Source organism: Pseudoalteromonas sp. NGC95, from assembly GCF_015864705.1.
Taxonomy (GTDB): Bacteria; Pseudomonadota; Gammaproteobacteria; order Enterobacterales; family Alteromonadaceae; genus Pseudoalteromonas; species Pseudoalteromonas arctica.
Genome location: NZ_JADYWR010000001.1, coordinates 461,608 through 477,320 on the forward strand (window position 1 = coordinate 461,608; position 15,713 = coordinate 477,320).

At 40.2% G+C, this 15,713-nt stretch carries 12 protein-coding genes; 6 read left to right on the plus strand and 6 right to left on the minus strand.

Features of this window, described 5'->3' with window-relative positions; genetic code table 11:
- Positions 1 to 53 precede the first annotated feature (53 nt).
- The 3 genes from I6E70_RS02075 to I6E70_RS02085 all read right to left on the minus strand — a co-directional run bounded on the left by I6E70_RS02075 (position 54) and on the right by I6E70_RS02085 (position 3,611).
- Complete coding sequence (locus I6E70_RS02075; protein ID WP_197187933.1) at positions 54 to 1,934, minus strand: methyl-accepting chemotaxis protein; 1,881 nt, start codon at positions 1,932 to 1,934, stop codon at positions 54 to 56.
- 109 nt (positions 1,935 to 2,043) lie between these two features.
- Positions 2,044 to 3,075: an MJ1255/VC2487 family glycosyltransferase gene (locus I6E70_RS02080; RefSeq protein WP_197187934.1), complete on the minus strand. Its 1,032-nt coding sequence runs from the start codon at positions 3,073 to 3,075 to the stop codon at positions 2,044 to 2,046.
- On the minus strand, positions 3,072 to 3,611 hold the full coding sequence (locus I6E70_RS02085; RefSeq protein ID WP_010553806.1) for a phosphatase PAP2 family protein: 540 nt from the start codon (positions 3,609 to 3,611) through the stop codon (positions 3,072 to 3,074). Before I6E70_RS02085 ends, I6E70_RS02080 begins: the two co-directional genes overlap by 4 nt.
- Positions 3,612 to 3,816: 205 nt before the next feature.
- Between I6E70_RS02085 and rraA the strand changes: the two genes are divergently transcribed.
- A complete protein-coding gene (rraA, locus tag I6E70_RS02090; protein ID WP_002959955.1) occupies positions 3,817 to 4,314 on the plus strand; it encodes a ribonuclease E activity regulator RraA in 498 nt (165 codons plus the stop codon).
- Position 4,315: 1 nt separating this feature from the next.
- A complete protein-coding gene (locus I6E70_RS02095; RefSeq protein WP_197187935.1) occupies positions 4,316 to 5,365 on the plus strand; it encodes a formimidoylglutamase in 1,050 nt (349 codons plus the stop codon).
- Here the strand turns inward: I6E70_RS02095 and I6E70_RS02100 are convergent.
- Positions 5,362 to 7,026, minus strand: coding sequence for a GGDEF domain-containing phosphodiesterase (locus I6E70_RS02100; protein WP_010553808.1), 1,665 nt, complete (start codon positions 7,024 to 7,026; stop codon positions 5,362 to 5,364). The two genes, I6E70_RS02095 and I6E70_RS02100, sit on opposite strands and share 4 nt — an antisense overlap.
- A 120-nt stretch (positions 7,027 to 7,146) precedes the next feature.
- Positions 7,147 to 8,394 carry an imidazolonepropionase gene (gene hutI, locus I6E70_RS02105; protein WP_165735260.1) on the minus strand — a complete coding sequence of 416 codons (1,248 nt, stop codon included), beginning with the start codon at positions 8,392 to 8,394 and terminating at the stop codon, positions 7,147 to 7,149.
- Between the two features lie 119 nt (positions 8,395 to 8,513).
- Between hutI and hutC the strand changes: the two genes are divergently transcribed.
- The 3 genes from hutC (at position 8,514) to hutH (ending at position 12,499) form a co-directional block, all read left to right on the plus strand.
- A complete protein-coding gene (gene hutC, locus I6E70_RS02110; RefSeq protein WP_007582045.1) occupies positions 8,514 to 9,221 on the plus strand; it encodes a histidine utilization repressor in 708 nt (235 codons plus the stop codon).
- A 66-nt stretch (positions 9,222 to 9,287) separates the two neighbouring features.
- Positions 9,288 to 10,961 carry a urocanate hydratase gene (gene hutU, locus I6E70_RS02115; protein WP_007582046.1) on the plus strand — a complete coding sequence of 558 codons (1,674 nt, stop codon included), beginning with the start codon at positions 9,288 to 9,290 and terminating at the stop codon, positions 10,959 to 10,961.
- A 2-nt stretch (positions 10,962 to 10,963) separates the two neighbouring features.
- A complete protein-coding gene (gene hutH / locus I6E70_RS02120; RefSeq protein WP_169044913.1) occupies positions 10,964 to 12,499 on the plus strand; it encodes a histidine ammonia-lyase in 1,536 nt (511 codons plus the stop codon).
- Here the strand turns inward: hutH and I6E70_RS02125 are convergent.
- On the minus strand, positions 12,496 to 13,266 hold the full coding sequence (locus tag I6E70_RS02125; protein WP_010553812.1) for an NADP-binding protein: 771 nt from the start codon (positions 13,264 to 13,266) through the stop codon (positions 12,496 to 12,498). The genes hutH and I6E70_RS02125 overlap by 4 nt on opposite strands.
- A gap of 116 nt (positions 13,267 to 13,382) precedes the next feature.
- Between I6E70_RS02125 and I6E70_RS02130 the strand changes: the two genes are divergently transcribed.
- Positions 13,383 to 15,410 (plus strand): methyl-accepting chemotaxis protein, encoded by a 2,028-nt coding sequence (locus I6E70_RS02130; RefSeq protein ID WP_197187936.1) that lies wholly within the window; start codon positions 13,383 to 13,385, stop codon positions 15,408 to 15,410.
- The last annotated feature ends 303 nt before the right edge of the window (positions 15,411 to 15,713 follow it).

The following is a 15,713-nucleotide window of genomic DNA, read 5'->3' on the forward strand; positions in this document are numbered from 1 at the left end:
ATTAGTTAACCTAAACCCTGGTTAAAATATTTACTATCCAGAGTTCAGGTTAGTTACACTTTAAACTTATCAATAGCGCTAAATAACACTCTAGCTTGCTCAGATACTTCTTCGCTAGTTTGGGCGTTTTTAGCAGCATGTTCAGTTGCATCTTGCGCAATGTCGCGAATTCTTACAACATTTTTATTAACCTCTGATGCCACTTGGCTTTGCTCGTCAATAGCAACCGCTATTTGAGAGCTCATTTCCATTATTGTTTGTACATCTTCAGTAATTGCGCCTAATAACTCACCTGCTTTAATTGCTTGTGAGGCACTTTCATCGCCTTGAGAGCGACATTTATGCATAATACTCACCACTTCTTGAGTACGCTGCTGTAAGGTACTTATAATACCTTCAATCTCACTCGTGGACTCTTGAGTACGCTTCGCTAATGAACGAACCTCATCTGCAACAACAGCAAAACCACGACCATACTCACCAGCACGTGCCGCTTCTATTGCCGCATTAAGTGCGAGTAAATTTGTTTGATCTGCAATCCCCCGAATTACATCAAGCACTGAACCAATTGTTTCGCCATCTTTTTCAAGTTGCGATACTACATTTGATGCATTCCCTAACGAATCAGATAGGGCTCTAATGTGCTTAACGGTAGAGTCAACTTCACTGCGCCCTTGTTGAGCACTTAAGTTTGTTGACTCTGCTTTTTTAGCAGCCGCTTCAGTATTATGTGAAATATCCTGAATCGTCGCCTGCATTTCGGTGGCTGCAGTTGCAACCATGTCGGCTTCATGTAATTGCTCTTGCATACCGGAGCTTGTTGCTGCGGTACTTTCTGATAAATGCTCTGTTGCTATGTTAAGCGTATTTAAAGCACCATTAACTTCGTTAATTAAGTTTTTAAAATCGCCTATTAAACTATTAAAGTCGACCGTCATGGTGGTAATTTCGTCTTTACCTGTTTGCTCTATCATCACGCTTAAATCATTATTACGACGAATATCGTTAATGGTGTGATAAACCCGCTCTATAGGCACAATAATCGAGCGGCTCGTGAAATAAACCAACATTAAAACAATAATGCCAGCAATCACAAAAATAAGAATGGCTAAAAATTGTGCCTGTTCAACGCTTTTATCTACCTGTTGCTTAGTGCTTAATAGTATCTGCGCAACGATTGCATCACTTTGTTCAACACTTTTACGCATTTTTCCAAGTGCACCTGAATTTAAATCTAAGCCCAATTCAACCTGTGCCTGGACCAATGCTTGAAATTGCGTTTGGTAGGAATTTAAAAAGCCATTTAATTGAGCTGTGTACCCTGTATCAAATTGAGCCTGAGCGATTTGCTGCTTTAAAGTATCAACCCCTTCATCAAATCGAGTTAAATACTTAAGATCAAAACGTAGCATAAAATCTTTTTCAGCCCGTCTTAATTGTAATATAGAAGATAAGAGTTTGTAATTATCTTGCTCTTTGAGCAAGCTTTCGACCTCGTGTACTGCACTTCTTAGTTCGCCATACAGCCCATCTTTTGGGTGTAATCCTATGCGTTTTTGTAGCACAACAACACTTATAAAGTCATTGTTATAAGCACTTACCAAATTATCGAGATTACTTATTTTTTGGGTTTCGATACCCTGCTCTTGCATAATTACATTCAACTTAGCAATTTTACTTTTAAGCTGGTTATAATCTTGTTCAAATAAGTCTAATGCTTCTTCTTGTTTATAAAAAAGAAAGTTTTTTTCATGTTTACGCAGTTCTAATTCATGGATATTAAGCTCTTCAGCAAGCTGAATTGTTTTATTTAAGCTTAACGTTGTTCTCGCTTCATAAATTATTACGCATAAAAGGACCACCATTGCTAAACCAACAACGACTGCGTTTAACTGTAAACGTCGTTTGATTGTTAAGTTTTGTAAAAAATTCATCGCTAACGCCTTTTTTAAATATGCATTTGTATTATAGCTGATAGCTCAGAAGCGACTCATTAATTTAACTTTTTATTATTGGTTATTCTAAGCTACTTAATTATGATGGCTATAAAGCGACACTATCCCACAAACCTTTGTGTAACGATTGTATGTTATTCCACTGTTGTTTAACCAACCAATCAATTAAGGGCGCGGGATCGCTAGGGTAATTTATTTGCTTATTTTGCGGGGCGCTATTCCAGTCATCAAGGGCTTGCGGGTTTAAATAGTTCATAACATGCGCCATGCCCATGGCAAACAAAGTTTGTGCATTTGCGGTTTGCTCAAACTGCCCATCTAAAGGCTTTAATAGTAACTTCTTACCTAACTTAAGCGCTTCACTGGCAAGCTCAAACCCCGCATTACCAATAACGCCACTCGTGTTTGCTAAGTCATTTAAAAAGCCAGAACGTGAGGGTGGTCGCAAATGTATATGTCCAAAAGACTGATTGCAGGCATTTGGGTGATAACAATAAAATTCTTTTTCGGGAAAGTCTTTTAAATAATCAACAATGCTATCTAAGTTTTCAAACGGTAAATATACCAATACCTTATTTAGTACCGCGACAGGATTCTCATGATTATGATGAGCAATAAAAGGCGGGATTATATTATTTGCAAATGGCTTCCAGTGTACGCCTAAGTAGGTAGATGCTGGTGCATAATGCTTGATGAGTGATTTTCTAAGTACACCACGACCAAATATAGGTACGTTTTCTGACAAAAATGCGGCTTGGTGACTAATACCGATAACGGGTATATCGGCCCGTTTTGCAGCCCATGCTGTGACTGGCTCAAAGTCGTTAAGTACAAAATCGTACTGTTTTATATCAAGCGATTTTATATCACTCACCAGCTTACAAACTCGCATATTTTTAAGTGTTTTTAAATTTTTCACTTGCCCATTTTCAGTACTAAACGATAAGCCCCGATACACTTTATAATCTGAGAATTCGTGCATATCAAAGTAATCTTTATTTGCTCGCCCTGAAAACACATAATCAACATCAATACCAAGTTTATTAAAGCAACTTGCCATAACCCTAGCCCGCGTTATATGACCATTACCGGTACCCTGCACTCCATACAATATTTTCATACAGGTACCACGAGCGCTAATGCGAATAAGCCACAAACACTGCCAATAATCGCACCTATAATAATATCAGCAGGAAAATGTACGCCTAATACAACACGAGAAATAGCCACACCAGCAGCCCAACTAAGTAGTAGCCATATATATTCAGGGAAAAAGTGACTTAGTATAATCGCAACTAAGAACGCTGCAGCGCTGTGACCCGAGGGCAAACTAAATTTATCATTGGGTACTATGTAAGCATTTGTTACTAAGCAGTCGCATGGACGGATGCGGGCAAATCTATTTTTGGCCAGTAAATAAATGGGCCTTTCTATAGCAAAACCAACTAATATCGTTACAGGTAATAATTGTTGCTGCTCATTATTACTAAGCCACCACACCGCTAAACACACAAGTATGTAAAGCCCACCATCACCGCTTTTAGATAAGCCAAACGCCATTGTTTTAAACCACTTCGGTGAGTTGCAATTAAACAGAGTTAAAAATAATTGCTCATCTAGCAGAGCTGCCCTTTTAAACATATTATTGTTATCCATCACTTCCCCCTCATTGCATAATATATGAACACCGATTTAGCTTATGTGTTGTAAATAACAATTGAGTGACGCTTTTAAGACACTATTATTGCGATTAATGATTTAGCGCTTGTTTTGTCTAAATTTACTGCGATTAAGTCGTTGTTATTGCTTATAAGGAGGGTATACTGAGGTATAAATTAATGTACCTTTTGAGGATAAAATAATGGATTACAGCACTTCTGATTTATGTGACCACTTTGCTGATGTGGTTGACGTGCTAGAGCCAATGTTCATCAACTTTGGTGGTCGACACAGCTTTGGTGGCCGCATTAAAACGGTTAAATGTTTTGAAAATAATGAACTGATCCGCGAATTACTTTCTCAAGACGGTACAGACTTAGTGCTTCTTATTGACGGTGGTGGCTCAACTCGCCGTGCACTTATTGATATTGAATTGGCCGAACTTGCACTTGAAAATAACTGGAATGGTATTGTTGTTTACGGCGCAGTACGCCACGTTGATGAGCTTGAAGAACTTGATTTAGGCATTCAAGCAATTGCTTCTATCCCTGTTGCAGCTGACAGTGAAGGTGCTGGCGAGGATGCTATAGGCGTTAACTTTGCCGGTGTATCATTTTTTGATGATGACTTTATTTATGCTGATAGTACTGGCATTGTTTTATCTGCAGAAGAATTAGAATTGGAAGTTGTAGAAGTATAACGTGACCTCCCATTTAAAAGTATATGATGAAAGCGCGGTTAGAGCACTTTGCTCTAGCCGCGTAAATGAAAAAAAAGCATGGCAATCAATGGCCTTGCTAGACACTCAAGTAAACCTGCAACAAGCACTTATTGACGCAGCTCAATTTGGCATTCGCTACGTACTTCTTGGTATTTGCGAAGATATTGGCCCAAAAGCAAATTTAGGAAATGGCGGTGCAAACGAAGCATGGTCTGCTTTTTTAAAACGTTTTTTAAACCAACCTCATAATCAATTTATTGCCACTCAAAAAGTACTTTTATTGGGTGAAGTAAATACTGATGATTTAATGGCGCAAAGCAACCAACTTAATAATCAGCAAGCCCAGCAGTTAACTCAATTACGAGATTTATGCCAACAACTTGATGAACGCGTAGAGTCAGTATTAAGCCTTATTTTTAAAGCAGGGCTTGAGCCAATCGTCATTGGCGGAGGTCACAATAATTGCTTAGGTATTATTCGCGCGCTAAGTAAGTCAAAAAACACGCCTGTTAATGCTATCAATTTTGACCCTCATGCCGATTTTAGAGAATGTGAAGGTCGCCATAGTGGTAATGGTTTTCGCTACGCGTATAACGAGCAACATCTAAGTAATTACCATGTTATTGGCTTACATGAATTAAAAAATAATCAAGCAATTATAGATGCAATGAGTGAAGCTAACTTTAAGTTTGATAGCTATCAATCTATACAAGTTAAGCGAAAAATTACACTAACGCAGGCAATTGAAAATGCACTAAGTAATTTTAATGATTTACCACTGGGTGTTGAAGTTGATTTAGATAGTATTACTTATATGCCAGTTAGTGCATATACATACTGCGGATTTAGTGTGAGTGACACTGAGCACTTTGTGCATTTAGCTGCAAGCCACCGGCACTCTAAGTACTTACACTTATGTGAAGCAGCGCCTAGCCAGCACCCTAACGGGTTAGATGCCGGTGCTGCCCATGTAGGGCAAGTGATTAGTGCACTTGTAAATAGCTACCTACAAGGCAAAGAAAACACTTAACGTTGTTGAACCGATCGCCACTCTTTTAGCCAGCTCATTAAACCGATACTACTTAGCGGGTGACCAAAGTAATAACCTTGGGCAGCATAACCTTTTAAGCTTTTTACAAACTTAAGTTGCTCAAGTGTTTCAACTCCTTCAAAAATCACTTTTGTTTTTTGTTGGCTATGCATATCAACCATTCCACCAACTAAACTGCGTATATTGTTTTGATTACTAAAGTCAGCGGTAAGTGAAGGTGAAACCTTAATATACTCAACCGCTAAACTTGGTAACTTAGAAAGTAGTACCGGGTTATCACCAAGTCCATCCACACATACTTTTAAGCCTATGTTATTAAGCCTTGCGATCATGCCTCGGCCTTTGTCATCTAAACCAGCAAAAATATGTAAAGGGCATTCAACAATCAAGTCTCCCGCCTCTAAGTGATGCTCATTTATAACAACATCAACAAATTCAACAAACTCTTCATTTAGCATTTCAGGGCCAAATACGTTAATGCTAAGCGGTATAGAAATACCTTCTACTCTAAGCGCCATTGCAAGCTCAGCGGCTCGCTCCATTACAAATTTAGCAAGCGGGTAACCAAGCCCTGCTATTCTTATGTCGTCAATAAAACGATTAGCAGATAAAATTCCTTGCTTAGGGTGCTGCCAACGCAGTAGTAATTCTAAAAACTCAATTTGACCGTTTTCGTTACAAATTATAGGTTGAAAATAGAGTTCTAATTCGCTCGAAAAATCAATATTTGCTAATTCTTTTAGTCGCGCTTGTTGCTCTCGCAGTTCAATCATCATTTGTTGATGATAAGGCACAACCTTGCGATTTGGGTGGCTATCGAGTGCTAGGTATGCGTACGATATTAAATTATCAAAGTTATTGTCTTGCTCATTACAATCAACATAACTCGCCCTCGCTTTTACCTCTACAGTGCAGTTAGCAACATTAAATGGCTTAAGCGTTGCACCCAGTATTTGTTCAATAACCAACTCATGTAAATGTTTTTGATTCGCGAAACTACAAATAAATGCAAAGTTAAGGCCCCCTAAGTGGGCTAGCTTTTCTTGCCCAGTTAAAGTCACTATTTCGTCACTTGAAAGTAGCTCTTTTATTCGATTAGCCGATTGTGCTAACAGTATATCGCCAAAGTCACGTCCTATATGCTGGTTAACTTGCTCAAATCCTTCAAGACGAATAACGATTAACGCTGCACTTACTTGCTTGTTGTCGCACCATGCATAGTAACCTTGGCGTAACTGTTTTCTATCTGCAAAAACCGAAAGCGGAGACTCTTCTATAAATGTATCACCTGTAGGTTCAGGCTCTATCACGACTTCTATCTCAGCGCTTTCGTCATTTAAAAAGCCAACAATAGCTAATAATAATATTGCTAACACAACCCAAAATAACGGAACTTCCAATAATAAATGAGCTGAAAATAGAACAACAAATAAAAGACCAGCCATTGAGCTGGTAATAATCATGCTCCAATTATTTCGCTCGAAGGCTTGCCATAAATGAAAACAAAATCCAAAGGCAAGTAAAATGGCAAGCCAAGCTGCGCCCGTACTCAAAATAGCCAAACCAACAGCTGCTGTGCATAAATAGCTAAATTTAATACTGGCATTTTTAACGGCAAATAAAGTGGCAATCATCGCCATCAATAGTGCACCACTAAAAAATATTGGGAAGTTACTGTCGGTTAGTATGTTCAAATTAACGGCATCCGTATTCGCTAAAAAAGTTTAAACCAAATTATATGTGGGCAAAAATAATACAAACTAGTTAATTCTACCCAAAATCCATAAATTTAACAGTTTATTTACGCCAAATTGGTAACTTAATTGTGATGGATGACTTATTTGCCAATGCGCAATATCAGCTCTTGCACCAACCTTTAAAATACCACGGTCGTCTAACCCTAGTGCTTTAGCAGCATTGCGAGTAACACCTGCCAATGCTTGCTCGGGTGTTAATCTAAACAATGTGCATGCCATGTTCATCATCAAGTGCACTGAGCACAGCGGTGAAGTGCCAGGATTAAAATCACTCGCAATAGCTATAGGTACTTTATATTGATTAAGTAACTCAATAGGTGGGAATTTAGTTTCTCTTAAAAAATAAAATGCACCGGGCAGTAACACCGCGACCGTCCCAGCGTTTGCCATGGCTTTTACACCCTCTTCATCGAGATGCTCAATATGATCTGCCGAAAGGCCATTGAACTGCGCCACCAGCTCAGCACCATGTTGATTAGATAACTGCTCAGCATGACATTTTACTGGGAGGTTATGCTTTTTAGCCGCCTGGAAAACACGTTTGGTTTGCGAATAACTAAAGCCTACATTTTCACAAAATACATCGACTGCATCAGCAAGATTATTAGCCACTACCTGATCAAGCATGTCAGTACATACCAAATCAATATATTCATCAGCACGGCCTTTGTATTCAGGCGGTAAAGCATGCGCCCCTAAAAAAGTAGTTTTAATATCAATAGGGTGATGTTCACCTAATAAACGAGCGACTTCTAATATTTTTATCTCGTTTTCAGTATCTAGCCCATAACCAGACTTTATTTCAACGGTGGTTACACCTTCTTTTAATAACGTATTTAAGCGATCTTTTGCATCAACAAACAATTGCTCACGGTCGGCTGCTCTTGTGGCTTTAACCGTACTTGCTATGCCACCGCCTTGTGCTGCGATTTGCTCATAACTTACACCCTGCAAGCGCTGCTCAAACTCTTGCGATCTTGAACCTGCAAACACTAAATGTGTATGACAATCTATTAAGCCCGGCGTTAACCACTGCCCTTTTATACTCAATGTCGGCGTTGCAAACACATCAAAACTGGGCAACGTTGATTGCTCTCCAATCCACGCAATTTCACCATTTTTAATAGCTATAGCAGCATTTTCGATTGCGCCATAAGGGGCATTTATATTGCTATCCATAGTGGCAATATTGGCATCAGTTAAAAGTAAGTCGATTTCTTCTAACTCATAATTTTTTGTTGTGCTTTGCATTTTACAGCCCTTTTTACGCCCAGAGTGATGAAAATATAGTCTAACAACCCACCTTGTATATACAAGGTAATTGTGTCATCTTATTTATATAGTTTATTTTTAATGTAACCATAAATTTAATGACGACACCTAAATTTGCGCAAATAAAACAATTCATTGTTGATAAAATTCGCAGCGGTACGTGGCAAGAAAACCAACGTGTTCCCTCTGAAAACGAACTAAGTAGTCAATTTAGTGTCAGCAGAATGACAGCCCGCCGAGCACTAAGCGAATTAACCGAGGCAGGTATTTTAACCCGCAGCCAAGGGCTTGGTACATTTGTAGCCACATTTAAATCGCAGTCATCGTTACTCGAAATAAAAAACATTGCTGATGAAGTAAAAGAGCGTAACGGCAACTACACCTGTAGTGTACTCATACTTGAATCAATAAATGCAGTCGCACCTATTGCCATTGCGCTTGGTGTTGAGATTGACAGTGTTGTATATCGAAGTGTACTCGTGCATAACGAAAACGACAGCCCCTTGCAGCTAGAAGAGCGTTTTGTAAACCCTGCACTTGCGGCTGGTTACTTACAACAAGACTTTAGCACGCTTACACCTCATGAATATCTATCTAGTGTTGCACCACTTACCCAAGCGAGGCATACCGTAGAGGCTATTATGCCAAACAGCGAAATGTGCCAATGGTTAAACTTATACAACGAAGAGCCGTGCTTACAAGTTATTCGACGCACATGGTCTATTAACGGCATTGTAAGCTTTGCGCGCCTTGTATCACCAGGCAGTAAATATCGCTTAGGTGGTCACTTAACATTTAAAAAATAACAAACAATAGCGCTTACTGCGCTTTTTTTATAACAAATCACCTTGTATATACAACAGGAGCAAAACATGAACAACCGACTCGACACAAGTCGCGTAATACGTGCACCTCATGGCGATAAAATAAGTGCTAAAAGCTGGCAAACTGAAGCTGCTAAGCGCATGCTAATGAATAATTTAGACCCTGAAGTTGCAGAACATCCTCATGCACTTGTTGTATATGGTGGTATTGGCCGAGCAGCTCGTGATTGGCCAAGTTATGACAAAATTATAGAAACCCTCGATAGACTCGAAAGCGACGAAACTCTGCTTGTACAATCAGGAAAACCCGTTGGTGTATTTAAAACCCACAGTAATGCCCCTCGTGTACTTATTGCCAACTCAAACCTTGTTCCACACTGGGCAAATTGGGAGCACTTTAACGAGCTCGATAAAAAAGGCTTGATGATGTACGGACAAATGACAGCGGGTTCTTGGATTTATATTGGCTCGCAAGGCATTGTACAAGGTACTTACGAGACCTTTATAGCCATGGCAAAGCAACATTTTTCAGGCAGTGCTAAAGGCAAGTGGGTATTAACGGGTGGCCTTGGAGGTATGGGCGGTGCGCAACCACTTGCCGCTACAATGGCAGGGTTTAGTGCGCTAGTTGTTGAATGTGATGAAAGCCGTATCGATTTTCGTATAAAAACAGGCTACGTTGATGTAAAAGCAACGAACCTTGAACACGCACTGCAATTAATAACCGACGCGTGCATAAAAGGTGAAGCCCTATCAGTTGGCTTACTTGGTAACGCTGCCGATGTATTTAGTACACTGGTTAAAACAGGTATTACACCTGATGTAGTCACAGATCAAACATCAGCTCACGATCCATTAAATGGTTACTTACCACAAAACTGGACAATGGAGCACGCTGCAAAAATGCGTGAGCAAGATCCAAAAGCGGTAGTAAAAGCGGCTAAACAATCAATGGCAGTCCAAGTTAGAGCCATGCTGGCGCTGCAAAAAGCGGGTGCCGCCACTACTGATTACGGAAATAATATTCGTCAAATGGCGTTTGATGAAGGTGTTACCAACGCGTTTGATTTTCCTGGGTTTGTACCCGCCTATATTCGCCCTTTATTTTGTGAAGGTATTGGCCCATTTAGATGGGTAGCATTATCGGGCGATCCTGAAGATATTTATAAAACCGATGCAAAAGTAAAAGAGCTTATTCCTGATGATGCACATTTACATAATTGGCTTGATATGGCGCGTGAACGTATTCAATTTCAAGGGCTACCTGCACGTATTTGTTGGGTAGGTTTAAAAGATAGAGCACGCCTTGCATTGGCCTTTAACGAAATGGTTAAAAATGGCGAACTTAAAGCCCCTATCGTTATTGGTCGTGACCACCTCGACTCGGGCTCAGTTGCCAGCCCTAACCGCGAAACAGAAAGTATGAAAGATGGCTCAGATGCGGTATCGGACTGGCCATTACTCAATGCACTCCTTAACACGGCAAGTGGTGCTACTTGGGTGTCTCTTCATCATGGTGGCGGTGTAGGTATGGGCTTTAGCCAACACTCAGGTGTGGTTATTGTTGCCGATGGTACAAATGAAGCTAAAGAGCGTATTGCTCGCGTACTTTGGAACGACCCTGCAACGGGTGTAATGCGCCATGCTGATGCTGGATACGACATAGCAAAGAACTGCGCTAAAGAACAAAATTTAGACCTACCTATGCTAAACGAGGAATGATCATGTTCGAACTTACTCTCACACCAGGCTCACTTAATTTAAACACACTGAGAAAAATTAATAATTCACCGGTAAAGTTAAACCTTGCAAAGCATGCTGAATCGCAAATAGCAGCAAGCGCGCAAACCGTTCAAAACGTTATTAATGAGCACCGCACTGTATACGGGATTAACACCGGGTTTGGGTTATTAGCTAATACCAAAATAGCCGACGACGAACTTGAATTATTACAGCGCTCCATTGTGCTTTCACACGCTGCCGGCATTGGCGAATACATGGATGACAGCACAGTAAGGTTAATGATCACCTTAAAAGTAAACTCACTTTCGCGCGGCTACTCGGGTATTCGCCTGCAAGTAATCCAATTTTTTATGCAGCTGCTTAGTAGCGAAGTATATCCGTGCGTGCCTAAAAAGGGCTCTGTGGGGGCATCGGGGGATTTAGCCCCTCTTGCGCATATGTGCCTACCTTTATTAGCTGAAGGTCAAATGCGACATAAAGGAAAAATAATTAGTGCAGCACAAGGGTTAAAAATAGCGGGGCTTGAACCTCTTACCCTTGCCGCTAAAGAAGGCCTAGCATTATTAAATGGCACACAAGCATCGACTGCGTTTGCACTACAAGGCCTATTTAGAAGCGAGAACTTATATGCACAAAGCTGTGTTATCGGCTCGATAAGCATAGAAGCTGCAATGGGTAGTCGCGCGCCATTTGATGCACGTATTCATGATATTCGTGGTCAGCGCGGACAAATAGACACCGCTCAAGTATTTAGAGAGCTACTCGATACGCACTCTCAAATTAGTGATTCCCACGTAAATTGTGAAAAAGTACAAGATCCATACTGCCTTCGCTGCCAACCTCAAGTGCTAGGTGCTTGCCTAACTCAGATACGCCAAGCCGCAGAAGTATTGTTATGCGAGTCAAACGGTGTAACCGATAATCCGCTAGTTTTTGCCGATGTAGGCGACATAATATCGGGAGGTAACTTTCATGCAGAGCCAGTTGCAATGGCCGCCGATAACTTAGCTATCGCAATTGCCGAAATTGGTGCATTAGCAGAAAGGCGAATTGCATTACTTATCGATTCAAACCTATCCAAATTACCGCCATTTTTAGTTGAAAACGGCGGTGTAAATTCAGGATTTATGATTGCCCAAGTTACCGCAGCAGCGCTTGCGTCAGAAAACAAATCATTAGCACATCCGGCTTCGGTCGATAGCTTGCCTACATCTGCAAATCAAGAAGATCATGTTTCTATGGCAACCTTTGCAGCAAGGCGCTTAGATGAAATGGCCAATAATACCCAAGGTGTTTTGGCAATAGAATGGTTAGCATCGGTTCAAGGGCTAGAATTTAGAAAGCCGCTTGAACCATCACATAAAGTGCAAAGCGCTAAAGCGTTGTTACGCGAGCATGTAAGTTATTATGATAAAGACCGCTACTTTGCTCCAGATATCGAAGCTGCTAATACATTACTAAGTAAAGGTAAGCTATGCGACTTCATAGAGAGCAGTCCCCTGCCTTCAGCATATTAAATACCATATTGGTAAGTAAAGCCTAGCGCTTCAATAGCTGAGCCAATAACTTTGCGCTCAGCTTTATCATCACTGGTAAAGCGTGGTAACTCGCCACCATGTTCTGCACACTTCACTGCGTAGTATTCAGCTTTTGTTGGGTGCGCAGGATTAACAACATTATAAATATTTTGCCCTACTTGCCAGTGCTCTATCACCGCAAAAATAGCATTAATTACATCTTGTTGATGCACCATATTTACTACTTGCTCACTTGATGTATTGAGCTCTTTACCTGCCACAAAACGACCCGGTTCTCTATTAGGCCCTAGTAATCCAGCTAAACGCAGCACTTTCCCGTCTTGCTCAAGTACTTGCTCTTCTGCCTCATAGAGCTTTATTTGGCGCTCGTTTGTGCATGAAATATCGCAACTTTCGCTATATACACCAGGCTCTTGATCGTATACCCCGGTTGACGAGCATAATAAAAAGCCCTTTGCGTTTAACTCCTTTGAGAGCTTAAGCGCTGCGGTGAGTGTTTCAGGATAATTACTTTCACTGTGCCTGCTACGTGGTGGAATAGCACATACCCAATAAGCATTTTGTAAATCAACTTGATGTCTTAATTGCCCATCTTCAAGTGTAAACTGACGCTCAAAATCAAACTCGTGTATATCTGTTCTATGCGTTCCTTGTACTTGCCAATCAGTTTTTTGCGCACTTACGCATAAAGCATGCCCTAACCAACCTGCACCTAATACTACTAATTTATTACTTTTATTTGTCATTTTTGTATAAGCCTTTATTTTAAACGCATAATTAGTTCTTTCTATCTAACTTTATAGAGATTTTAAGTAAGATATGATTAGATATAATTTCATAAATAATAAAAATATGCGCACTCATGCTAAATAATTTATCATTACGGAAGAAAATATTATTATTGATTGGTGGAACAATTACCGTTTTACTAATTATCGCCTCAACATTTTTTGTTAAACACATTGCTAATCTCTCTAGAGAAAACATAGAAAACGAAGCACAAAGTTATCTACAGACCGAGCAACTTTCAATGCAAAGTTACTTTGCGATGTACGGTAAAATGGTATCAACCTTTGTTAATAACCCACATTTGATCAATTTTTTTGAAAATTGGGATACTCGCGATCAAGCACTCGAAAGCGCGTCAGGTTACAACGAAGTAAACCAAGACTTTGTGCGTTTAAGCTCAAACGACGAAAACATCTTATCGGCCTTTTTTGCCTCAGCAACCACCGGTGAATACTTTAAAGAAAATGAACGTACAAGTCACTACAACGGCCAGCCTTATTACGCCTACAAGCGTGGTTGGTGGCAAGAAGCCATTCAAGTTAACAAACTTTACGTAGGTCCAATCTCTGTTGATTTAACCACAGGCGTAGCATCTGCAGTAGTACAACAACCTGTTTATAACGCACAGCGTAAACTCATTGGTATGGGCGGTGTTGATTTACAACTAAACAAAATTAACGACATGGTCGAAAATATTCGCTTTAACGGCCAAGGGTATGGATTTTTACTCGATGGAAATCAAAAAGTAGTTCACTTTTCAAAAGCCACTGGACACAAACTTTCAATTACAGATGAAGGTGCAAACGGTAAAGAAGGACTCGATGCGCTTGAGCAACAATTTACAGATACAGCAGGCTTTAAAGAATTAAATACACAAATGCGAAATAACCTTAAAGGCAGCCAAATGGTTACTTTTAAAGGTGAGCAGTTTTATGTGGTTTACCATCGTCTGCAGCTAGAGCAGCCTCATATAGATTGGTATGTAGGTCTACTTATTCCTACTAGCATGATTGAAGAGCCCGTAAATGCCGCAGTAACCGCAACAACAACTGCAGTAGTTATTATCTTAATTATTATATTAGCCATGATTTTATGGGCTACCCATATGATTTCAAAACCCATCACAACACTTACGCATATTATGCGTGATATAGCATCGGGTGAAGGCGACCTTACTCAAAAAATTGATATTAATAGTCAAGATGAAGTGGGACAGCTGGCCAATCATATGAACACTTTTATTGATAAGTTACGCGCCATGATGCTAGAAACCGCAGCGCAAGCAGAACAGCTAAGTAATGCAGCAGCTCAGCTAAGACATGTTTCTGAGCAAACTAATTCTGAAATTCAGCAAGAGAAGCAGCAAGTTGATAGCGTCAGCGCTGCGGTAACTGAAATGGCGACTACTGTGCTTGAAATATCATGTAATGCACAACATACAAATAACGCAGCTGAAGAAGTTCAGGCAATTACAGCTGAAGGTGCAAGCCGTTCTACACAGGCGCAAAAAGTAATGACTGAACTGGCGTTGCATATTGGCGAAGCATCTAAAGTGGTTGCAGGCCTTGAGCAAGAAAGTAATAACATTGGTGCGCTAGTCGATGTAATCAATTCAATTGCCGATCAAACCAACTTACTTGCACTTAATGCAGCTATAGAGGCAGCTCGTGCCGGTGAACACGGTCGAGGCTTTGCCGTTGTTGCTGATGAAGTACGCTCACTAGCAAGTCGCACACAAGAATCAACTGACGATATTCGTAATATGATTTCGCGCTTGCAGCAAATAGCTCAACAGGCCTCAGTGATGATGCAACAAGGACAAGATCAAACCGAGGGCTCAGTACTGCAAACTAAAGAAGTACTTAGCTCACTTCACAATATTGCGCAGTCGGTCACTAAAGTACAAGACCAAAGTCATCAAATAGCCACGTCAACTGAGGAGCAAACAGTCGTAGCTGAAGATATTAATACGAGCCTTTCGGCAATTAATAACTTAGTGAACAGTACAGCTGACCATGCGCACACCCTCGCTGACGAAGCTCGTGACTTAAGTGATTTAGCTGCAGCACTTAACAAAACGGTTAACCAATTTAAATTATAAAACACTCATTTAATAGCTGTGTTTAAGCGTCAAACTTAAGCGCAGCTATAACCCTTGTTTTTAATTTATTTAGCACCATATCTTTACAGTTCGCTACTATTTTTACTGTAATTGAGTAATACAAAGTTATTTTTACGAACCAGATCAAATTTTTCGATTTTATACACAGATCTTTTTATTGAGATAGTTTGTTGTTTGGCAGAGTCTGGTATAGTAGCGCACGTAATAAACAGTGCTTTTTGAGCGGTTTAATACAATATTGCTAATTAATATGTTCTAAGTGTTATTTAAAAGCACATATTA

Coding starts and splice junctions, on each gene's coding strand:
- hutU (WP_007582046.1), top strand. CDS start 9,288: ATGAACAACCGACTCGACACAAGTCGCGTAATACGTGCACCTCATGGC.
- I6E70_RS02100 (WP_010553808.1), bottom strand. CDS start 7,026: ATGGCGATGATTGCCACTTTATTTGCCGTTAAAAATGCCAGTATTAAA.
- rraA (WP_002959955.1), top strand. CDS start 3,817: ATGGATTACAGCACTTCTGATTTATGTGACCACTTTGCTGATGTGGTT.
- I6E70_RS02080 (WP_197187934.1), bottom strand. CDS start 3,075: ATGAAAATATTGTATGGAGTGCAGGGTACCGGTAATGGTCATATAACG.
- hutI (WP_165735260.1), bottom strand. CDS start 8,394: ATGCAAAGCACAACAAAAAATTATGAGTTAGAAGAAATCGACTTACTT.
- I6E70_RS02125 (WP_010553812.1), bottom strand. CDS start 13,266: ATGACAAATAAAAGTAATAAATTAGTAGTATTAGGTGCAGGTTGGTTA.
- hutH (WP_169044913.1), top strand. CDS start 10,964: ATGTTCGAACTTACTCTCACACCAGGCTCACTTAATTTAAACACACTG.
- I6E70_RS02130 (WP_197187936.1), top strand. CDS start 13,383: ATGCTAAATAATTTATCATTACGGAAGAAAATATTATTATTGATTGGT.
- hutC (WP_007582045.1), top strand. CDS start 8,514: ATGACGACACCTAAATTTGCGCAAATAAAACAATTCATTGTTGATAAA.
- I6E70_RS02075 (WP_197187933.1), bottom strand. CDS start 1,934: ATGAATTTTTTACAAAACTTAACAATCAAACGACGTTTACAGTTAAAC.
- I6E70_RS02085 (WP_010553806.1), bottom strand. CDS start 3,611: ATGGATAACAATAATATGTTTAAAAGGGCAGCTCTGCTAGATGAGCAA.